At 67.8% G+C, this 21114-nt stretch carries 17 protein-coding genes; 1 reads left to right on the forward strand and 16 read right to left on the reverse strand.

Annotated elements, in window-relative coordinates:
* Window positions 1–179: 179 nt before the first annotated feature.
* From AC6LJ2_RS18300 to AC6LJ2_RS18335, 8 genes are all read right to left on the reverse strand, one after another.
* Window positions 180–1568, reverse strand: a complete 1389-nt coding sequence (locus tag AC6LJ2_RS18300) for an LLM class flavin-dependent oxidoreductase (protein ID WP_498151875.1) — start codon at window positions 1566–1568, stop codon at window positions 180–182.
* 159 nt (window positions 1569–1727) lie between these two features.
* Window positions 1728–2594, reverse strand: coding sequence for an ABC transporter ATP-binding protein (locus AC6LJ2_RS18305; protein WP_263914616.1), 867 nt, complete (start codon window positions 2592–2594; stop codon window positions 1728–1730).
* Window positions 2595–2613: 19 nt separating this feature from the next.
* Complete coding sequence (locus tag AC6LJ2_RS18310; protein WP_498151876.1) at window positions 2614–3444, reverse strand: ABC transporter permease; 831 nt, start codon at window positions 3442–3444, stop codon at window positions 2614–2616.
* Window positions 3441–4286: an ABC transporter permease gene (locus tag AC6LJ2_RS18315; RefSeq protein ID WP_498151877.1), complete on the reverse strand. Its 846-nt coding sequence runs from the start codon at window positions 4284–4286 to the stop codon at window positions 3441–3443. The genes AC6LJ2_RS18310 and AC6LJ2_RS18315 overlap by 4 nt, the downstream gene beginning before the upstream one ends.
* A gap of 14 nt (window positions 4287–4300) precedes the next feature.
* Window positions 4301–5506, reverse strand: a complete 1206-nt coding sequence (locus AC6LJ2_RS18320) for an ABC transporter substrate-binding protein (protein ID WP_498151878.1) — start codon at window positions 5504–5506, stop codon at window positions 4301–4303.
* Window positions 5507–5534: 28 nt separating this feature from the next.
* On the reverse strand, window positions 5535–7055 hold the full coding sequence (locus AC6LJ2_RS18325; protein ID WP_498151879.1) for an amidohydrolase family protein: 1521 nt from the start codon (window positions 7053–7055) through the stop codon (window positions 5535–5537).
* Between the two features lie 150 nt (window positions 7056–7205).
* Entirely contained in the window at window positions 7206–8171 is a 966-nt protein-coding gene (locus AC6LJ2_RS18330; RefSeq protein ID WP_498151880.1) for a tripartite tricarboxylate transporter substrate binding protein, read from the reverse strand.
* A gap of 44 nt (window positions 8172–8215) precedes the next feature.
* A complete protein-coding gene (locus AC6LJ2_RS18335; protein ID WP_498151881.1) occupies window positions 8216–9547 on the reverse strand; it encodes an arylsulfatase in 1332 nt (443 codons plus the stop codon).
* A gap of 103 nt (window positions 9548–9650) precedes the next feature.
* Here AC6LJ2_RS18335 and AC6LJ2_RS18340 point away from each other — a divergent pair, with 103 nt between their 5' ends.
* A complete protein-coding gene (locus tag AC6LJ2_RS18340; protein WP_498151882.1) occupies window positions 9651–10547 on the forward strand; it encodes a LysR family transcriptional regulator in 897 nt (298 codons plus the stop codon).
* Between the two features lie 69 nt (window positions 10548–10616).
* Here the strand turns inward: AC6LJ2_RS18340 and AC6LJ2_RS18345 are convergent, their stop codons facing one another.
* The 8 genes from AC6LJ2_RS18345 to AC6LJ2_RS18380 all read right to left on the reverse strand — a co-directional run bounded on the left by AC6LJ2_RS18345 (window position 10617) and on the right by AC6LJ2_RS18380 (window position 21109).
* Entirely contained in the window at window positions 10617–11048 is a 432-nt protein-coding gene (locus AC6LJ2_RS18345; protein ID WP_263914610.1) for a tetratricopeptide repeat protein, read from the reverse strand.
* Window positions 11049–11289: 241 nt separating this feature from the next.
* Window positions 11290–13455 carry a laminin G domain-containing metallophosphoesterase family protein gene (locus tag AC6LJ2_RS18350; protein ID WP_498151883.1) on the reverse strand — a complete coding sequence of 722 codons (2166 nt, stop codon included), beginning with the start codon at window positions 13453–13455 and terminating at the stop codon, window positions 11290–11292.
* Between the two features lie 141 nt (window positions 13456–13596).
* The gene (locus tag AC6LJ2_RS18355) at window positions 13597–15033 is read right to left on the reverse strand and encodes an amidase (RefSeq protein WP_498151884.1); all 1437 of its coding nucleotides are present in this window, start codon (window positions 15031–15033) and stop codon (window positions 13597–13599) included.
* 149 nt (window positions 15034–15182) lie between these two features.
* Window positions 15183–16733 (reverse strand): ABC transporter substrate-binding protein, encoded by a 1551-nt coding sequence (locus AC6LJ2_RS18360; protein ID WP_498151885.1) that lies wholly within the window; start codon window positions 16731–16733, stop codon window positions 15183–15185.
* A 38-nt stretch (window positions 16734–16771) separates the two neighbouring features.
* On the reverse strand, window positions 16772–17626 hold the full coding sequence (locus AC6LJ2_RS18365; RefSeq protein ID WP_263914606.1) for an alpha/beta hydrolase family protein: 855 nt from the start codon (window positions 17624–17626) through the stop codon (window positions 16772–16774).
* Entirely contained in the window at window positions 17623–19353 is a 1731-nt protein-coding gene (locus tag AC6LJ2_RS18370) for a dipeptide ABC transporter ATP-binding protein (protein WP_498151886.1), read from the reverse strand. The genes AC6LJ2_RS18365 and AC6LJ2_RS18370 overlap by 4 nt, the downstream gene beginning before the upstream one ends.
* Entirely contained in the window at window positions 19350–20168 is an 819-nt protein-coding gene (locus AC6LJ2_RS18375; protein ID WP_498151887.1) for an ABC transporter permease, read from the reverse strand. Before AC6LJ2_RS18375 ends, AC6LJ2_RS18370 begins: the two co-directional genes overlap by 4 nt.
* Complete coding sequence (locus tag AC6LJ2_RS18380) at window positions 20165–21109, reverse strand: ABC transporter permease (protein ID WP_263914603.1); 945 nt, start codon at window positions 21107–21109, stop codon at window positions 20165–20167. The genes AC6LJ2_RS18375 and AC6LJ2_RS18380 overlap by 4 nt, the downstream gene beginning before the upstream one ends.
* Window positions 21110–21114: the final 5 nt, after the last annotated feature.

Genomic DNA, 21114 nt, shown 5'->3' on the forward strand with positions numbered 1-21114 from the left:
CCCCCACCCTGCTTGACGTTTGCCGGAACCAGCGGCTGGCGCAACAAGCGGGTGGGGCGTATCCGGCCCGGGCGGTTAGGTTGGAAGGTGTTCCATCGTCAGCTTCGGCAAGACCGTCGAAAATTAGATAATTCTTAAAATTCCGGCGCTGGCCGGGGGCGAGGCAAATGTAGGACGAATCACGCTAGCGCGGCTTGGGGGGCAGGCGTCTGGCCGGCCGCGCTCGCGGGCGGCCCGGATGTCGCCCGATGGGCCGGCCGCGCCAGTCCCAGGTGCTGGCGCAACGTGCTGCCTTCGTATTCCGTCCGAAACAGCCCGCGCCGCCGCAACTCGGGCAGGGCCAGCTCGATGAAATCATCCAGCCCGCCCGGCAGCCAGGGCGACATGATGTTGAAGCCGTCGGCGCCTTCCTCTTCGAACCACTGCTGCAACTGGTCGGCCACGCTGGTGGGCGTGCCCACGACCTGCTGGTGGCCGCGCGCGCCGGCAATGCGCAGGTACAACTGGCGGATCGTCAGGCCGTCGCGGCGGGCCAGGTCGACGAGCAGTTGCTGGCGGCTCTTGCCGCCGTTGGTTTCGGGGATCTCGGGCAGCGGGCCGTCCACCGGGTAGCGCGACAGGTCGAAGCCGCCAATCATGTTGGACAGCAGTTGCACGCCTACCACGGGGTGAATCAGGTCTTGCAGGCAGGCGAATTTCTCTTCGGCTTCGGCCTGGGTACGGCCGATGACCGGGAAGATGCCCGGCATGATCTTGATGTCATCGGGGTCGCGGCCGTAGGCGGCGGCGCGGCCCTTGATGTCGCGGTAGAAGGCCTGGGCCTCGTCGAAGGTCTGGTGGGCCACGAAGATCACTTCGGCGGTGCGGGCGGCCAGGTCGCGGCCGGCGGGGGATGCGCCGGCCTGCACCACCACCGGGCGCCCCTGCGGCGAGCGCGAGACGTTCAGCGGCCCGCGCACCGAGAAATGCTCGCCGCGGTGGTTCAGCGGATGCAGCTTGGCGGGGTCGAAATACCGGCCGCTGGCCTTGTCGCGCAGAAAGGCGTCGTCTTCCCAGCTGTCCCACAGGCCCAGCACCACGTCGTGGAACTCGGCGGCGCGGGCGTAGCGGCGCGCGTGTTCCACGTGTTCGGCCAGGTTGAAGTTCTGCGCTTCGCCCTGGCCGCTGGAGGTGACCAGGTTCCAGCCCGAGCGGCCACCGCTGATGTGGTCCAGCGAGGCGAACTTGCGCGCCACGTGGTAAGGCTCGTTGTAGGTGGTGGACACGGTGGCAATCAGGCCGATTCTCTCGGTGACGGCGGCCAGGGCCGACAGCAGCGTCAGCGGCTCGAAGTGGTCGCTGCGGGCGGTGCGCGACAGCGACGGCAGGTCGGTATTGCGCACGCCCACCGAGTCCGCCAGGAATACGGCGTCGAACTTGGCGGCCTCGGCGCGGCGGGCCAGGTCGGCGTAATGGCGAAAGTTGATGGGCGCATCGGCCTGGGCGTCGGGGTGGCGCCAGGCGGCGATGTGGTGGCCGGTCTGCATCAGGAAGGCGCCTAGCTTGATCTGGCGAGGAGAGCGGGACATGGGGCGAACTCCAAAAATGGGAATGCGGAAGGGAATGAAAGCGGCATGGCGATCCGTGGACGCCGTGTCCAGGGATCGCGCGGTCGATATCGCGATGGCAACGCCGGCAAGGGCTGGCAGTCGGTACGCCATTGACAGGCGTCTTGCGTGCTGCCTGCGCTACCAGGCCATGCGCAGCGACGCCAGGGACGGCAGCGCCGGCACCCCGGCATTGGCGTCCACGCCCAGCGGCGGGCTGTCGTCGGCGGGTGCGCCATCGGGTTCCAGGAAGTCGGACAGCACGTCGTCGCGCAGCCGGATGAAGCGCGGGTCGCTACGGTTGCGGGCATGCGCCAGCGGCACGTCGACGATGCGGCGGATGCGGCCCGGGCGCGGTTGCATGATCACCACCCGGTCGCCCAGGTAGACGGCTTCTTCCACGTCGTGGGTCACCAGGATCATGGTGATGCGTTCTTTCTGCCAGATGCGTTGCAGTTCGGTCTGCAGGCGGGCGCGGGTCAGGGCGTCCAGCGCGCCGAACGGTTCGTCCAGCAGCAGCACGCGCGGCCGGTTGACCAGGCCGCGGGCGATCGCCACGCGCTGCGCCATGCCGCCCGAGATCTGGTGCGGATACGATTGTTCGAAGCCTTCCAGCCCCACCAGGGCGATGTGCTCGGCCACCCGGTCGCGCTTTTCCGAAGCCGGCAGGTTGGCGTTGCGCAGGCCCACGCCGATGTTCTGCGCCACGTTCAACCACGGGAACAGGCGGTGGTCCTGGAACACGATGCCGCGTTCGGGGCTGGTGCCGCGTACCGGCTGACCGCCCAGGGTGATGGCGCCTTCATAGCTGTCGTCCAGCCCCAGGATCAGGCGCAGCAGGGTGGATTTGCCGCAGCCGCTGGCGCCGACGATGGATACGAATTGCCCGGCCGGGATGGCCAGGTCCACGCCTGTCAGCACTTGCAGCACGCCGCCTTCGGCCTGGGCGCTGGGGTAGCGCTTGCCGACGGATTGCAGTTCCAGGTCCAGCGAATTGTCTTGAGCCATGCTTGAGGTTTCCCGCGGGTTATTGGTCCTGGCCGCGCAAGCGCGCAAGCCGGCGTTCGGCCAGGCGGGCCAGGGCGTTCATCAGCCAGCCCACCAGGCCGACGACGAACATGCCGAAGATCACCAGGTCCATCTGGAAGTGTTCGCTGCCTTCGATCAGCAGGTTGCCGATGCCCACGCCCGCCACCAGCAGGTATTCGGCGCCGATGGTGGCCAGCCAGGAATAGATCAGCGCCAGGTAGACGCCGGTGAAGATGGCGGGCGCGGCCGCCGGCAGCACGACCTGGGTGAAGGTCTGCCAGCGGCTGTACTGGTAGACGCGCGCCACTTCCAGCAGCTTGGCCGGCGCGTTGCGCACGCCGTCGCACGTGTTGACCACCACGGGCACCAGGGCGGCCAGCGACAGGAACACCACCTTGGCGGTGTCGCCCAGGCCGAACCACACCGAGATCAGCGGGATCCAGGCAAACAGCGAGATCTGCTTGAAGGTGTTGAAGCTGGGGCCGACCAGCCGGTTGAACGCCGGGGACAGCCCCAACAGCACGCCCAGCACCAGGCCGGAGACGGTGCCGATGGCAAAGCCGGTGAGTTCGCGGCCCAGGCTGGCGCCCAGCGCCCGCCACAACTTGCCGCCCAGGATCTGGTCGACGGCGGTGGCCAGCACTTTCTCGGGCGACACGAGCAGCGCGGAATTGACCAGGTCGGCGCGCGCCGCCAGCCACCACAGCACGATGGCGGCCACCGGCAGCACCAGCCCGCGCCAGCGGCCGGCGCCGCGCACGGCCAGGGGTTGGGACGCGGCCAGTTCGGCGGCGTCGCGGGACCGCGCGGGGGACAGGGATGCGCTCATGGACGGGCCTCCGTGGGGACAAGGCGCGCCGCGCGGCGGCCGTGGATCAGGCGCGTCTCGGCCCAGTCCAGGAGGCGGTCGATGGCGTAGCCGATGGCGCCGACCACGATCACCGCGGCCATCACCAGGTCCAGCTGGAACAGCTGGCGGCCGTAGACGATCAGATAGCCCAGGCCTTCGCTGGACGCCACCAGTTCCACCACCACCAACGAGAGCCAGGCCTTGGTGAAGCCCAGGCGCAGGCCGGTGAACAGGGTCGGCAGGGCCAGCGGCAGCACGATTTCCAGCACTTCCTGGCGGCGGCTGTAGCCGTAGACGCTGCCCACTTCGCGCAGCGCCGGGCTGGCCTGGCGAAAGCCTTGCAACGTGTTCAGCGTGACGGGTACCAGCGCGGCCTTGGCGATCAGGATGTATTTCAGGGGTTCGCCGATGCCGACGATCAGCAGCACGAAGGGCAGCCAGGCCAGCACGGGAATCTGCACCAGCGCATTGAAGGTGGGCAGCACGTAGGCTTCCAGCCGGCGCGACAGGCCCATGGCCGTGCCCAGCAGCAAGCCAAGCAGGCTGCCCAGGGCAAAGCCCACCAGCACGCGTTGCAGGCTGGCCCGGGTGTTCAGCCACAGGTCGCCGCTGGTGGCCAGGTCGCGCAGGGTGTCCCAGACGTAGGCGGGCGGGGGCAGCACCTGCGGCGAGATCCAGCCCTGGCTGGCGCCGGTCTGCCACAACACGATCAGGGTCAGGGGCAGCAGCCAGGGCGCGGCGGTCCAGGCGGCCTGGCGAGCCCAGGCCGGCCAGGTGACGGCGCCCGGCGGCGTGGCGCCGGAGAGGGTGGAGGAGGACATGGCGGCGGCCTGGTTCAGCGTGCGGCGGCCTGGCCGGCGCCTGCGACCGTGGCGGCGGCAACGGGTTTGGCGTCGCCGGGCGTTGCCGCGGCCGCATTGCCCGCCGCAGGCTTGCCGCTGGCATCGAACGCCGTCCAGTACTTCTCCAGCCCCTGCGCCTTCAACGCGTTCTGCAAGTATCGCGGATCGAACCAGCCATCCAGCGAGACCTCGCGGCGGATCAGCTTGAGCTTCACCGCATCCGCCACCACCGCCTTGTAGCGCGCGATGATGAAGTCATCGATCAACGGCGAATTCCGGGACGCCAGGTCCTGCTTGTCGAACTCGGCCGCCCAGGACGCATAGGGCACGCCGCTCTTTTCCCAGATCTTGAAGAGCGCGTCGCGGTTCTTTTCATCCGACGACCACCGGGCCGCGCGCACGAACACGTCGACCAGCTTCTGCACCTGCGCCGGGTTCTCGCGTTCGAAGTCCTCGCGCACCAGCAACGACGCCTGGCGGGTATAGGCCGGGTCCTGCCCCTGGGTGCTGTAGATGACCTTGGCCAGCCCCTGGTCGCGCACCTTGAACCATTCGTAGCCGCCAAAGGCCGCGTCCACGCCGTTGGACACCAGTGCGGCCTGGGCGCTGCCGGCGTCCAGGTTCACGCCTTTGATGTCGCGTTCGGCCAGGCCGTGGGCCGCCAGCACGTTGATCGCCACCAGGTGGCCGTTGGTGCCGCGAAAGATCGAGACCTTACGGTCCTTCAGGTCTTCGATGGACTTGAGCGGCGAGTTGGGCGGCGCCACCAGGTACAGGTTGTTGCGCGCGCCGCTGACCAGCAGCAGCTTGGTCTTCAGGCCATTGGCGCGGCCCACCACCTGGGGCAGGTCGCCCTGGTAGGCAAAGTCGATCTGCTTGTTGGACAAGGCTTCGTTGACGGCGGGGCCGGCGCCCTTGAAGAACAGCCATTCGACCTTGACGCCGTCGGCGGCAAAGGCCTGTTCCAGCCATTGGTTCACGCGCACCACGCCGCCGGGCGAACCGCCCCAGGTGATAGGATCGCCGCCGCCCGCGGTGGCCACGCCCACGCGGATGACATCGGCGGCGTGCGCGCTGCCGCCGAACAAGGCGCTGACAGCCAGGCCCAGCGCCGCCAGGCTCGGGGGCAGGGCCCGGGGCAGATCCTGGGTCAGACCCTGAACCAGGCGGAACAATTTCAAGCGAATCAATGACTTCATGGGTAGAGGCTCTTGTCGGGAAGATGGGTCAGGCGGCGCGGGCGACGGGGCTGGCCAGCTTGCGTTCGATGGCGGTGCCGCGGAAGAATTCGGGGTTGGCCTGGGTGTAGAAGCGGTAGGGGTTGCCGAACACCAGCGCCTTGAAGTCCTGCGCGCTGATGACGCCTTGCTCGACCAGGTCCCAGCTTTCGGCCAGGGGTTCGGTCAGGTCGGGCACGTCCCAGTGGCCGATGTCGGACGACCAGATGGCGCTGATCTTCACGCCCAGCGGGTTGACCTTGTCGTTGAAGGCGGCGGCCACCGTGCGGTCATCGGCTTCCGAGCCGAAATAGAAGCTGTCGACCCAGCGGGTGCGGATGTCTTCGGCCGACTCGATGCCGGCGGCGGCAAAGTCGTCCAGTTCGTCGGGGTGCGGGTCGCGGCTGTGGGGCAGGGCGGAAATGCCCAGGCTGTCGCGCAGCAATTGCTGCGGGTCGATGTCGCGCCCCTTGATGAAATCGGCGCCGTAGCGCTGGAACAGCTCGTGCAGCAGCGCCACGTCGGCGTTGGCCGGGTTGTAGTTCTGCACCGCGTGGCGGTTGCGCTTTTCCCAGCGGTCCACCAGGTGGGTGTAGACGTGCGAGCCCCAGTCCGCGCCGCCTTCCAGCAGCGCCACCCGCAGGTTCGGAAAACGCCGCGTCACCCCGCCAAAGAACAGCGCCTTGGCAAAGGCCTGCGAGCCATCGGCAAAGTGGCCGATGTGGTTGAACATGTAGTTGCTGATCGAATGGCGCCCGGTCCAGCCCTGGCTGCCGTAGTGCGTCGTGACGGGCACACCCAGCTCGACCACCTTGGCCCAGAACGGGTCATAGTCGTATTCGCTGTCGATGCCGTAGAAGTCGATGTAGCTGGCGTGTTTGGCGACGTCAGGGTGGTCGGCGGTCGGGTACTTGTCGGCCACCGCCTTGATCGGGCGCTTCACGCCGCCGGCAATGTTGATGACCTTCAGCCCCAGCGTCTTGACCGCGAATTCCAGTTCTTCGATGCCTTCCTGCGGGGTGTTCAGGGGGATGCCCGCCACCGGCGTCAGGCGGTCGCTGTACTTGCGGTACTGGTCGGCGTGGAAATGGTTGATGGCGCGGTGCAGCGGCTGGCGGAACTCGTTGCCTGCGGCGAGCGGCGCCAGCACGTCATTGGGAAACAGCACCGAATAGTCGGCGCCTTGCTCGGCCAGCCGTTCGTTCAGCAGCTCGGGCAGCGTGTAGGTGGCCAGGTCCAGCGTGTTGCGCGTGACCCGTGCCCACCAGGGCGAACGCAGCGTGCGGTTGTGCTGGCGTTCGGCCGGGGTCTGCTGGTACCAGTCCTTGCCGCCGCTCTTGGTGGCAAAGCGCGAACCCAGCGCCTTGCGCAGCGCGTCGACCAGCTTGCCGCCGCCGTAGTGCTGTACATAGTCTTCCAGCACCGGCGCATAGTCGTTGACGTGCACGTCGGTGTCGATCACCGGGTAATCCAGGGTCGCCTTGACGGCGGCGGACCGTGACGCTTGGCTGGGCTTCAAAGGCTGGTTCATGCTGGCGCGCTCCGTAGGGTGGGTGCAGGGCGCCAGAGGAAATCCCCTGGCTGTCGGCACACCTTACGGGAGGCGCGGGCAACGCCAAACGATGCTTTTGTTCTTTATTTGTGCGGCATTTTCAAATAACCGGTTCCAGTGGCCCGGGCCTTAATTCGCCAGCTTCACGGCCCCGCTATCGATCAATGCCTTCCATTTGGCATCGTCGGCCTCGATGAACGTCAGCAGGTCGTCGCGCGAGCCGCCGCCGGCCACCATCCCGGCGTTGTCCAGGGCCGCCTTGAACGCGGGTGTCGCCACGGCCGCGCGCAGCGCCGCGTTGATCTGGTCCAGCGATTCGGCCCCGATCGCCTTGCTGGCCGCGACCGAAAACCACTGGCTGGCCGCAAAGCCCTTGAAGCCGGATTCCGCCACCGTCGGCACGTCCGGCAAGCTGTCCAGGCGATAGGGCGTCGTCACCGCATAGGCCTTCAGCACGCCCGCCTTGACCTGCGGCATCACCGGGGCCGAGCCCAGGATCGCCAGCGGGATCTGCCCGCCCGTCACGTCTGCCACCGCCTGGCCGCCGCCCTTGTAGGGCACGTGCACGATGCGGGTGCCGGCGTACTGGTTCAGCAGTTCTCCGGCCAGGTTCTGCGACGTGCCGTTGCCGGAACTGCCGTAGCTCCAGGCCTCGGGCCGTTGCCGGGCGTCGGCCAGCACGCTTTGCAGGGTCGGCCGCGCCGTCGCGGCGGGGCCGACGATAACCATGGGCCCTTGGGCCATCAGCATGACCGGGGCCAGCTCGCGGCCGATTCGGGGCTGGGGCGTCGGGTAGACCAAGGGGCCCGGCACGGTCAGCAGGTAGCCGTCGCCGGCCTTGCTGCGCGCTACCAGTTGCAGGGCGATGGCGCCCGACGCGCCGGGACGGTTTTCCACGACGACGTTCAGGCCGGTTCGCCGGGCCAGTTCCTGCGCCGCGATGCGGGTCAACACGTCCGCGGTGCCGCCCGGCACGAAACCGATCACCCAGGTGATCTGCCTGGCGGGCCAATCCTGCTTGGCGTCCGCCGCGCCGGCAGCGAAGGGCAGGGCGGCGCTGAGCAGCAGCGCACCGCATCGGATCGTGACTCTCATGTTCTTCCCCTTGTTTTTATGTGGTCTGTCGTACGGGAGCAGCGTCAGCGGGCATCCGGCCTGCCGGGCGGCGTATTCGGATGCGCCACGCATGACTGGTTGAACGCCTGCACCATTTTCAGGACGGGCCCGAGCACCCAGGTGTTGTAGACGAGGATGTCGCTTTCTTCCTTGGGATCCTGCTTCAGGTTGAACAGATACGGGGATTCCAGCTTGCCCTTGCCCTCGTTGACCTCGGGCTCCCAGTAGAAATGCAGCTTCCAGTCGCGCCATTTGACCGCGCGCAGCTCGTTCTTGATATAGAACAGAAAGCCCTCGCGCAGCGAAGCCGGGCTGGCACCCGTGAAGAAATCCGTCTGGTCGATCCCGTCGATCGGCCGATCCTGCGGAACCGTCGCGCCGCCGATGTGCGACAGCGTGGTGTACAGATCGGTCACGTGGACGATCTCGTTGGACACCCGCCCCGGCTGCACCTTGCCGGGCCAGCGCAGGATGAACGGCACGCGCAGGCTGCCTTCCATGGCGGTGTGGTACGTGCCCGTCCAGGGCCCGGCCGTGCCGCGATAGGGCTTGCGGAATTCCGGGCCGTTGTCGCTGCAGAAGATGAAGACGGTGTTTTCGCGCAGGTTCAGGTCGTCCACCGCTTGCACGATCTGCCCCACGCGGTGGTCCATTTCCACCATCGAATCGGCAAAGTCGCCGGCGCCGGTGCGCCCGGCGAAGTCGGGGTGCGGCAGCGTGGGAAAGTGCAGGTGCACCAGGGGCAGGTACAGGAAAAACGGCCGTTTGGCCTGCGCGTGCCGGTTCATGAACTGGATGGACCGGTCCACCAGTTCGGCGTCGATGCCGCGGCGGCTATCCAGGTCGTAGACCTTGACGTTTTCCGATGGCGCGCCCGCCTGGCCCTGCATGATGTGGGGAATGTCGGCCACCGTGGGGTCAAAGCCGATCGACGAGGTGAACTGGCTTTCGTCGGTGGTGCGCGGAATGCCATACCACTCGTCAAATCCGCGGTCGGACGGATAGCGGCCGGGGATATCGCCCAGATGCCATTTGCCATAGTGCGCCGTGGCGTAGTCCTGGCCCGACAACTGCTGCGCCAGCGTGATCTCGTCGCGTGTCAGCCCCTGGGGCAGGCCCGGTGGCACGGATTGCAGACAGCCGGTGCGGATCGGGTGGCGGCCGCTCATCAGCGCCGAACGCGTGGGCACGCAGTCGCTTTCCACATTGAAGTTCTGCAGCAGCAGCCCTTCGGCGGCCAGGCGGTCGATGTTGGGGGTGGGCGCACCGCGCAACGCGCCGCCGCCGTAACAGCCCAGTTCTCCCCATCCCAGGTTGTCGGCCACGATCAAAACGATATTGGGCTTGCTATTCATGCGTCGCGCCTCATTGTCGGTCTTTCAGGGTTATGCCGGGGATTCTAGGAGCGTGTGGGCGGCGTAATATTCCTGAAGCTATGTCTTGATATGAAAAATATTCATGAATCTTTCCCTGCGCGACATCGAGTACTTCCTGGCCGCCGTCGAGCACGGCAACCTGGCTCGCGCCGCGGCGGCCTGCGATGTCAGCCAGCCGGCGCTGTCGAAGTCCTTGCAGCGGCTGGAAGCGGACACGGGGCTGGCGCTGCTGGACCGCAGCGGACGCGGCCTGCGCCTGACGTCGGCGGGGCTGGTGTTTCTGGAACATGCGAAAAAGCTCTGGGTGCAGTACCAGGACGCGGTCAGGCATGCGATGGAACTGCGCGTCGGGGAAGCGGGCTTGCTGCGCGTGGGAGCAACGGGGGCCACCGTGGACAGCATCGTGATGCCCGCGCTGGCACGGCTGCTGCCGCGCCGGCCGGCCCTGCGCATCCAGTTGACGCAAGGCCTGTCAGACGACCTGAACGAGCAGGTCGCCAGCGGCAAGCTGGACCTGGCGGTCACGCCGATTTATGCGGACGTACCCGCGACGCTGCATCAGGAGCCCATTCTGGACGACCGGCTGTGCGTGGTCGCCAGCCGCAAGCACCCGCTGGCCGCACGCCGCAAATTGGCGCTGCACGACTTGCAAGGGCAGCGCTGGATCCTGCCCAAACCCACCGCCATCGCCCGCCAGGCGCTGGACGCGCACTATGCCGAGGCCGGCGTGCCCTTGCCGGCAGCCGCGCTGGAGGTCGAGCATTTTTCCAAGGGCACGTTGGCGCTGCTGGCGCAGTCAAGCTTGCTGGCCATCGTGCCGCAGAGTGCGCTGGCGGATCAGCGCGGCATCGTGGTGCTGCCGGTGGCGCTGGGCAAGCCGCTGCAACGGCGTATTGCGCTGATTACCCGCCATGCGACGACGTGGTCGCCGTTGATGACGGAGTTTCGGAACGCGATCGTGGATAGCGCCGGGGCGTGAGACTGGGAGGGAGAGGTCGACACTTGGCTGGCGCAGCCCGCAAGACGCGCGCAACCAAACCTGCCCCGTTCAGTCAACCAGCCTGCCGTCCCGCAAGCGCTGCAACCACGTCATGCCGTCATCTTCCATCGTGAAGATGTCTTCGCCATCGAGCATGTACGCTTTCAGCAGTTCTTCCATCGCTTTGGCCCTTTCGCCCAGTTTCAGCTGGCACTGCCCGAGACGGTAGTGGATAAAGGGGTTGTCGATCCCGCCGGGCGCGTTGAGCGCATCCAGGAAATGGTGTCGCGCCAGGCCGTATCGCTTGCGCCGATAGTGCGCATCGCCCAGGGACGTAGACAGCCAGATGAAGGCTTCCCAATCGGCTTTGGGTTCGGGCAGCAGCGTCAGCGCCTGCGTCCATTTGGCGATGGCCCCTTCAATATCTTCTTCGTCCAATCGGTCGTTGCCTTCCGACACAAGAAAGTCGATCTGATCGTCTAAATATTTGGGCTGGTTCATAGAGGTTGGGCTGTTTACAGTTCAGAGCAAGATGGATCGCGGTCAGAGTTGAGGGGGGCAGTGCAGGCGCAAGGCAGCCGCGGCCTGAGCGGCAGCGGCTGCAGCGTGTTCTGGAATGGGGGATTGGCGGATGGGCGGGCAAGAAGGCATGCGGCATTTTCTGCCCCTGCCTTGCCGCCGAGAATTGGAAGATTCTGAAAATCAGCGCCGGCCTTGTGCCTGCAAGGCCGGCGCGCTCGTTTTAGCTGCGTCGCGCCGTCAACCACTGCGACGGCTGCAACGCCTGGTTCACGATCCGGACCTCGCCGATGCTGCCAAAGAAGCCGTCCGCGCGGCTGCCGTCCCACGAGCCCGCGCCCACCACCCACGGCATGTTGGCCGCCAGGGTCGCCAGGCCCGGGGCGTCGGACGCGTTGCGCAGCACCGGGGCGCCTTCGACGTACAGGATGGTTTCGTGGGTGGTGTTGTCGTTGACGACGGCAATGTGCAGCCACTTGTCGGCGATGATTTCACCGGACCAGTTGGTCTTGGCGTCGCGGGTGCCGGTGCGGTCGGGCACGACTTCCCACTGGATTTCGCGCAGGCTGGACACGGCGAACAGCAGCGGCGGGGATTCGCCGTCGCCGCCGCTGTAGCCGGGCAGGTCGCCGCGCTTGCCGTCGCGGGTCATGATGTTCATCCACGCGTTCTTGCCCGAGGTCCAGTCGCGGTCGATCTTGATGAAGGCTTCGACGGTGTAGCCGTTGGGCACGGTTTCGGCATTGATGGCCGCGGCCGTATCGGTGGTGAAGTAGCTCATGCGGGCGGTGTTCTTGTCGGTGTTCAAGAAGCGCACCGAGCCCGGGGCGGCGGACGGGTAGTGGTGGTCGTTGGACCAGACCAGGTCGCCCAGCTGAGCGCCGGCCACGCCGTCGATGTTCAGGGCGGCGCGGCGCACGGGGTTCAGGCCGGTGCGGTCGGCGACGACGGTGCCCACGGGCACGGGCTGGCCGTCGGTGCCGCCGAAGAAGCGCCAGTGGGCCAGCGTGCCGGGCACCTGCGGGTAGTCGTCGCTGTCGGCGGCGGGCTTTTGCAGGGTGGCGGGCGGCTCGGTGTAGTTGGCCAGGATCAGCGCGCGGGCCTGGTCGATCAGGGCGGTGTGGCTGGGCGTGCCGGCCTTGAAGTCCTTGTTGAAGCCGGCAAAGCGCTTGGCGAAATCCATCTTGATGGTGAATGCCTCGTTGGCGCCGGTCAGCACCGCCTGGTCGAAGGCGTTGAGGGTGTTCTTGGGTTTCTGCTGCACCCAGGGCGAGAACGACAGCACGCGGATTTCGTTGTTGGTCAGGTCGAATTCGTACAGGCGCATCAGGCCGTTGCCGCCCTGGTAGGCCATCTGGTAGTCGACGACCATTTCATGGACGGGATTGCCGAAGGCGTTGGTCTTGGTCAGCAGCGCCGCGCCGTGATAATGGCCGTTCAGCGTCATGAAGATCTGGTCGTTGTCGCGGATGAGCTTGTCCCACAGCATCAGGCCGTAGGGCACTTCCAGGGGGCTGGTGCCGTCTTTGTCGATGTTCAGCAGCTGGTGGTTGACCAGGATGACCGGCAGCGTCGGGTTGGCGCGGATGACCTGGTTGGCCCAGTCCCGGGCGGCATTGGAGATGCGCCACGACAGGGACAGCACCATGAATTTCTGGCCCTCGGCTTCGAAGACGTGCCATTCGTGAAAGCCGCTGGGGTCGCGCCCGCCGAAGGTGGCCTGCTTCCTGGCGCGGTCAGTGCCGAAGGTCTGCAGATAGGGCTCGTTGGCCAGGGTGCGCTGGGCGTCGGTGGCGCTGGTCTGGCTGCTTTCGTCGACGTAGTCGCGGTCCAGGATCACGTCGTGGTTGCCGGCCAGGATGGAATACGGCACCTTGGCGTCTTCCAGGATCTTCATGGCCGCATCGGCCACTTTCCACTGGTCGGGCTTGCTTTGCTGATCGACCACGTCGCCCAGGTGGATCAGGAAGGGAATGCCGAGCGCCTTGGCGTTGTTGGCCACCCATTGGGTCTGCGCCTTGTAGGGCTCGCTGCCGTACTTGCGCATGAACTGCTGGTTTTCGGCGTCGGTGGCGTAGCGCGAATAGAACTGCGTGTCGGGCAGCACGGCGACGGCGAAGCTGGAGATGTTCTGGGGCTGCGGTTGCGGCTGGGGCGCCGGTGCGGGGGCACCGGGCGCGGGGGTGTCTTCGTCGTCGTTGTCGCTGCCGCAGGCCGACAGCAGCAGCGAGCCGCCGACCGGCATGAGCGTGGCGCCCAGGCCGGCCTTGAGCAGGCTGCGGCGGCGCGGGTCCGTCGCCGCCGGCAGGATGCGGCTGGTCTCGGCAATGTCATGATCGCCGTGCTGCGTGGTCAAGGAATGCTGCGAGTCTTGCTTGTCGTGCGCCATCTGTGCCGCCCAAGTGAAAAAGGGGGAAGCTTAGAAACGCGCAATGACGGAATTGTTAAGCGTGCGTGAACATTGTGTGTGGCATGGGGGCTGCGGGCCTGGGTGCGAACCCGGTCATGCCGGGATCCAGGTAGAAGGTTGTCACGCATGCACCGGCGGCAGCCGGCCGGCCCAGGGTCGGGCGCGTTCCAGTTGCCCGGCCAGTTCGATCAGCGTGGTGTCGTCGCCATACGGCGCCATGAACTGGATGCCGATGGGCAGGCCGCTGGCGTCGCGGCACAGGGGCACGCTCATGGCGGGCACGCCGGCCGCGTTGGCGGGGCGGGTGAAGACGGTGCCACGCATGAATTCGTCGGCAAAGCCGCGCCAGTCCGCGCCGCGCACGTCCAGTGCGGTCACGGGCGGCGGCAAGGTGGGCAGGACCGGCGTGAGCAGCACGTCGTAGTCGGCCATCAGCCGGCCCAGGCTGCGGGCGATGCCGTTGGCGGTGTTGCGGGCGGCCAGCAGGGCGGGCGCGGACAGGCTGCGGCCGTATTCGGCCAGGCCCAGGTTGGCGGGCTCGAAGCCGCTGGCATCGGCCGGGCGGCCGGTGTCGGCGGCGATGGCGTCGACTTCCAGCGCGGTGTAGGCGGCCACGATGCGCAGGTAGGCGTCGGCCAGCGCGGCCTGGTCGAAGTCGAAGGCGGCGGGTTCGACTCGGTGGCCCAACTGACGGCATAGCGTGGCGGCGTCGTCCAGTGCAGCGGCGACGGCGGGGTCCAGCGTCATGTCCAGGCCCGGCTGGGTGATGAGGCCAATGCGCAGCGCGCGCGGATCGCGGCCGGCGGCGTCGGCATACGCACCCGATTTGGCCGGGGCGGCATACAGCGCGCCCGGTTCGGGCGCATCGGTCAGGTCGAGCAGCAGGGCGGAATCGCGCACCGAGCGGGTCAGGACGTGATGGCTGACCAGCCCGCCCCAGTTTTCGCTGGACACGGGGCCGCAAGGCACGCGGCCGCGCGACGGACGCAGGCCGAACAGGCCGGTGCAGGCGGCCGGGATGCGGATGGACCCGGCGCCATCGTTGCCGTAGGCCAGCGGCACCATGCGCGCGGCGACCGCGGCAGCGGCGCCGCCGGACGAGCCGCCGGGGCTGCGGCGGGCGTCCCAGGGGTTGAGCGTCGCGCCGTGCAGGGTGGGCGCGGTGTGGATGTTGGCCGAGAATTCCGGCAGGTTGGTCTTGCCGACGATGACCAGGCCGGCGGCCTTGTAGCGCCGCACCAGCTCATGATCCTGCGAGGGGCTGTAGCCCACGGCGGCGCGGCAGCCGAACGACATCGGCGTGCCGGCGTAGGTGGGGCAGTCGTCCTTGAGCAGCGCGGGCACGCCGCGCAGCGGGGCGTCGGCGGGCAGCTCGCGCAATTGCGCCTCGGCCTCGTCGCGCATGGTGAGGATGACGGCGTTCAGTTGCGGGTTGACGCGGTCGATGGCGGCAAAGGCCTGCGCCACGGCTTCGGCCGGGGTCAGGCGGCCGGCGCGGATGGCGGCGGCCAGGGCGGTGGCGTCGGCCTGGAGATACTCGGAATCAGGAATGGGCATGGCTGCGGGAAAGCGGGTCAGTATGAATGGAAACCGGTCAATGGCGGGGCGGCGACAGCGTTGCGGCCGAATTCAACGCCAAATCCAAAGCCAGAATCCAGGCGAAATCAAAGTCGGAATCAAGCCTATGGCCGCGGCGCGAGCAGGCATCACGGCTGCGTCTTGCTCACGCCCCAGAACCGGTGCGTGCCGCCCGGCCAGCCCTGGTAGCCCTGCACCGAGGGCCGCAGCGCGGTGACGACGGGCAGGTTGAACAGGCCGATGATGGGGATGTCTTGCGCCATCAGTTCGTGCAACTGGTTGAAGAGGTCGCGGCGTTTGTTCGGGTCGGGCTCCATCGCCACCTGCTTGAGCAGGGCCGAGGCCTTGGGGTCGTCCCATTGGCGGGTCGGTTCGACCTTCTTGTCGCCGATCAGCGATTCATACATCAGCAACGGGTCCAGCCGGGCGGAATAGCCGAAGATGGCCAGTTCATACTGGCCACGGCCGTACAGGTCCAGCTGCGAGGCCCAGTCGCGCACCTTCAGTTCGACGTTGATGCCGGATGCGGCCAGCATGGCCTGCACGATGGTGGCGGCCTGGACGCGTTCCTGGCGGTTGGCGACCAGCAAGGTGATGGGCTTGCCCTGGTAGCCGGCCTGCGCCATCAACGTGCGAGCGGCGGCCGGGTCGTAGGCCGGCCAGGTCTTGCTGCGGGCGTCGTAGTACGGACTTTGCGGCACCAGCACCGACGGGTTGGCGCTGTACAGGCCTTCGCCCGAGGCCTCGGCCAGGTCGGGCAGGCTGAGCGCGTGGGCAATCGCCTGGCGCATGCGCACGTCCTGCAGCGCGGGCGCATTGCTTTGCACCTGCATGACCAGCCAGCTGGGGGTCTGCTGCACCTGTACCGTCAGGCCCTGGCCGCGCAGCGTCTGCATGGTGGCGGGCTCGATGCCGTCCACGACGTCCAGGTCGCCGGACAACAGGCCGTTGCTGCGGGTGCTGGCGTCGGGCACCGTCATGAAACGCAGCAGGGGAATGCTGGCGGTCTTGTTGCCGGCGTAGCCATCGCGAGCGCCGGGCAGGGCGTCGTAGGCCTCAAAGCGCTTCAAGTCCAGCTGGCGACCGGTCATCATGCCGGCGAAGGCGTAGGGGCCGGTGCCGATGGGGGCCTTGAAGCTGCCGTCGGCATTGACTGAATCCGGGTGCAGGATCCATGGCGTGCACTGGATGGTGGCCAGCGTCATCAGGAAGTTGGGCGCGGGCGAGGCGAACGTGAACCGCACGGTCTGCGCATCGACGGCGTCGACCTGCTGCAAGGCGGGGCCGATCTTGCCGTTGTAGCGGTTGACGCATTGGAAGTTGGTCTTCGGGTCCAGATAGCGCTTGAAGTTCCAGGCCACGTCGGCCGCCGTCAGCACGGCACCGTTGTGGAAATGCACCTTGGGGCGCAGGGTGAATTCATAGACCTTGCCATCGTCCTTGACCTGCCAGCTTTCGGCCAGCACGGGCTTGATCTTCAGGTCTTCACCATAGGCCACCAGGCCTTCGACCACGTGGGCCAGCACCATGTCGGCGTTGGCGTCGCGGTTCACGCCGGGGTTGATGCTGGCGATGTCGGCGTGCAGCGCCACGCGCAGCGTACCGACGTCGCCGGTGGCGTGGGCCGGGCCGGCCAGCAGGCCGCACAGCAGCAGGGCCAGGGCGGGTTTGCGTGTCATGGGGTTCCCCTTGTGTTTTTGGGTCTTGGCGGCGGGTCTTAGCGGCGGGACTTCAGAAAGTCCTCGAAGAACGCCTGGACCGGTTCGATGACCTTGAACGGCTCATGCGCCACGCCCGGCACGGTGTCGCGCCGGACCTTGATGCCGTGGCGTTCGAAGCTTTGCGCCAGCGCCTCGATCCGCTCGATGCGGTTGTCGCCTTGCAGGTCCGCGCCGGGCATCCAGAGCTTGCTGTCGCGCGGGATGGTGATTTCCCAGGTCTGGGTGTCGTCGGTGCCGACCACGGTCTGCACGGCCACCTGGCGCATGGCGTCGATGTCGATGGCCTTGCCGAAGCGCGCGGGCACGTCGCGCACGCCCACCCACCAGTCGTAGTCGGCATGCAGCAGCGTCACCACGCCGGGCGCGCCGATGGAGACGGCTTGCAGGCGTTCGGGGTGCAGCATGAAAAAGCGCTGGCAGAACTGGCCGCCGCCCGAATAGCCGTACAGCAGGAAGCGGCTGCCGTTCACGCGGTACTTGGCGATGACTTCGTCCACCATGGCCAGCAGCACGTGGTCGTAGCGGATGTCGTGGAACTGGATGCGCTTGTAGTTGGCCAGGTCGCCGGGTTCGATGATGCCCACCGGGAACAGCGGCGCCAGGACGATGCAGTCGTGGCGCTGGGCGAAATCGGCGAACAGGTCGCGGTATTGCGTGGCGGTGCGGCCGGTGCCGTGAACGATGACGGCCAGGTCGTAGGCCTTGGCGGCGGTCTCGTCGTAGTCGGCCGGCACGTACAGGCAGTAGCTGAAGCGCTGGTCGTATTGGCAGGCAAAGAACGGCGTGGCGCCGAAGTCGTAGAAGCTGAGCTTGATGCCGTGGCCCTGGCGGCGGGCGGGTAGCGTGGTCATGGATGGGCCTCCTGGGGCCGGTCGGTGCTGAAAGCGGGGGCCGCCGGCAGTTGCCCGGCGGGATGGCCCGGGCCGTCATCGCGAGGCTGGCCACCGCCGCGATCGTGACGCCACTTCAGGCGCACGCCGCCCGTGGCGGTGGGTTCGAGCAGCGGAATGGCGCCGAGCAGCTGGCGGGTGTAGGGTTCGCGCGGGCTGTCGAAGATGGCGTCGCGGGTGCCTTGTTCGACGATGCGGCCGGTCTGCATGACGATGACCCGGTCGGCAATCTGTTCCACCACGCCCAGGTCGTGGCTGATGAACAGGCACGAAAAGCCGTAGCGCTGCTGCAGGTCGGCCAGCAGGTCCAGTACCTGGGCGCGCACGGTCACGTCCAGCGCGGATACCGCTTCGTCGGCGATCAGCAGCGCCGGGCGGCGCACCAGCGCGCGGGCGATTGCCACGCGCTGGCGCTGGCCCCCGGACAGCTCGTGCGGGTAGCGTTCGCCGAAGTCGCCGCCCAGGCCGACGTCCTGCAGGGTCTCGGCCACGCGGTCGGCCTTGTCCGTGGCATTCAGGCCCGGCGCCAGCCGCAGCGCCTCGGCCACCAGGGCCGACACCGTCATGCGCGGGTCGAGCGACGAATACGGGTCCTGGAACACCATCTGGCAGTGGTAGCGGTAGTCGTCAAAGCCCGCGCCGCGCGCGGCCAGCGGCTGGCCCTTGTAGCGCAGCGTGCCGCCGGTGGGCGCCACCAGGCCGGTCAGTACCGAGCCCAGCGTGGTCTTGCCCGAGCCGGATTCGCCCACCACGGCCACGACCTCGCCCGGGTGGATGTCCAGGCTGATGCCGTGCAGCACGCGCACGCCGGCCTGGCGGCTGAACCAGGTGCTGCGGGCGCCGTATTCCACGGTGAGGTCGCGCGCGGACAGCAGCGGCGCCGCGGTGGCCAGCGGGCGCGGGGCGCGGCGCTGGGGCAGGGTGGCCAGCAGTTGGCGGGTGTAGTCGTGGGCCGGCGCGGCCAAGAGCTGCGCGGTGGCGCCGGTTTCGACGATGTCGCCGCGGCGCATCACCACCATGCGGCTGGCGTAGCGCGCCACCATCGGCAAGTCATGGCTGATCAGCAGCACGGCGGTGCCGTTTTCCTGGGTCAGCTCGACCAGCATTTCCATCACTTCGCGCTGGATCACGGCGTCCAGCGCGGTGGTGGGTTCGTCGGCGATGAGCAGCGCGGGACGCAGCAGCATGGCCGACGCGATCATGATGCGTTGGCGCATGCCGCCCGAGAATTCATGCGGATAGGCCCGCAGCACGCGGTCGATGTCGCGCAGGCCGACGCGGCGCAGCATGGCTTCGATGCGGGCGCGGTGGCTGGCGCGTTCGCGCGGGGCGTGCTGCAGCAGGCCTTCGACCAGTTGCTCGCCCACGGTCAGCGACGGCGTGAGCGAGGTCATGGGTTCCTGGAAGACCATGGCCACCTTGGGGCCGCGCAGGGCGCGCAACTGCGCCGGGCGCAGGCCATAGACAGACGTGCCGTCCAGCTTGATGTCGCCGCCGGTGCGCACGATGGCGTCGGGCGTCAGGCGCATGATGGCGCGGCCCAGCAGGGTCTTGCCCGAGCCGGATTCGCCCACCACGCCGACGATCTCGCCGCGCGCCACGTGCAGGCTGGCGTCGGCCACTACGTTGTGATGGGGGCCGGCGGCCAGCGTCAGGCGGTCGATGTCGAGCAGCACGGGGGATGTCATGCGCGCCTCCGCATGCGGGGATCGAGCCGGTCGCGCAGCGCGTCGCCCAAGAGGTTGATGCCCAGCAGCGACAGCGAGATCGCCAGGCCGGGAAAGATCGCCAGCCAGGCGGCCTGGCCGATGTAGCTGCGGCTGCCGGCCAGCATGTTGCCCCAGGTGGGCGCAGGCGGCGCCACGCCCAGGCCCAGGAAGCTGAGCGAGCTTTCGGCCAGGATGATCCAGCCGCACATGGATGTGGCCATGACGATGACCGGCGCCAGGCAGTTGGGCAGCAGGTGCCGCATCAGGGTGTAGAACTCGGAATTGCCCATGATGCGCGACGCCCGCACGAATTCGCGTTCGCGCAGGCTGAGCACGGTGCCGCGCACCACCCGCACCACCGACGACATGTAGGCCAGGGCCAGCGCCAGGATGATGCCGATTTCGCTGGCGCCGAACACGGCCAGCAGGCCCAGCGCCAGCAACAGGCCGGGAAAGGCCAGCAGGGTGTCGTTGATGGCCATCAGCACGCGGTCGGTCCAGCCGCGCAGAAAGCCGCTGGTGGCGCCGATGAGCACGCCGGCGCCGGTGGCCAGCAGCACCGTCATGACGCTGACGCGCAGGCTGGCGGTGGCGCCCTGCATCAGGCGGCTGAAGACATCGCGGCCCAGCTCGTCGGTGCCCATCAGGTGCGCCAGGCTGGGCGCGGCCAGGCGGGCCTTGAAGTTGAGCTTGAGCGGGTCGTAGGGCGTCCAGAACAGCGCCACCAGGGCGGTGACGACCACCACCGCCACCAGGGTGCCGCCCACCACGGCGGTCAGGGAACGACGTTTCATTGCGCGGCCACCCTCGGGTCGAACAGCGGATAGAGCAGGTCCACCGCCAGATTGACCAGCACGTACACGCTGGCGATGAACAGCAGACAGCCCTGGATCACCGGGTAGTCGCGGGCGAAGATGGCGTCGACCAGCAGGCGGCCCAGGCCGGGAATGGTGAACACCGTTTCGATCACGGCCACGCCGGCCAGCAGGTTGCCCAGGATCAGGCCCAGCAGCGTCCAGGTGGGGCCGAACGAACTCTTGAAGGCGTGGCGGCGCAGCACCTTGAATTCGGACAGGCCCTTGGCGCGGGCGTGGGTGATGTAGTCCAGGTTGAGCACTTCCAGCGTGGACGCGCGCGTCATGCGCAGGATCACGCCGATTTCGTGCAGCAGCAGCGTGGCCACCGGCAGCACCAGGTACATCAAGGCGCGTCCCGGGTTTTCGGCGAAGGTGACAAAGCCCACCATCGGAAACCAGCCCAGCTTGAGCGAGAACAGCAGCAAGAGCAGCAGGCCCATCCAGAAGGCGGGCAGCGACAGCAGCAGGGTGGCGCCGCCCACCAGCGCCAGGTCGGCCAGGCGGCCCTGGCGCCACGCTGCCAGCATGCCGGCCGGCACCGCCAGCAACGTGGCCAGCAGCACGGCGGGCAGCACCACCTGCGCACTGACGACGAAGCGTTCCAGGATCAGCGACAGCACCGGCTCGCGGTTGGCGATGGATCGTCCCAGGTCGCCTTGCAGCACGTGGCCGCCCCACAGCAGGAACTGGGTCGGCCAGCTGGCGTTCAGCCCCAATTGTTCGCGCAGCGCGGCCAGGCTGGCGGCATCGGCCGAATCGCCCAGCATCAAGGCGGCCGGGTCGCCCGGAATCAGCCGCACCAGGATGAACACCGCCAGCGCAACCATCAGCAGCGTGGGCAACGCCATGCCGATGCGCGACACGATGAAGCGCAGCATGGCGC

Source organism: Achromobacter sp. 1014246743 (genome assembly GCF_059760725.1).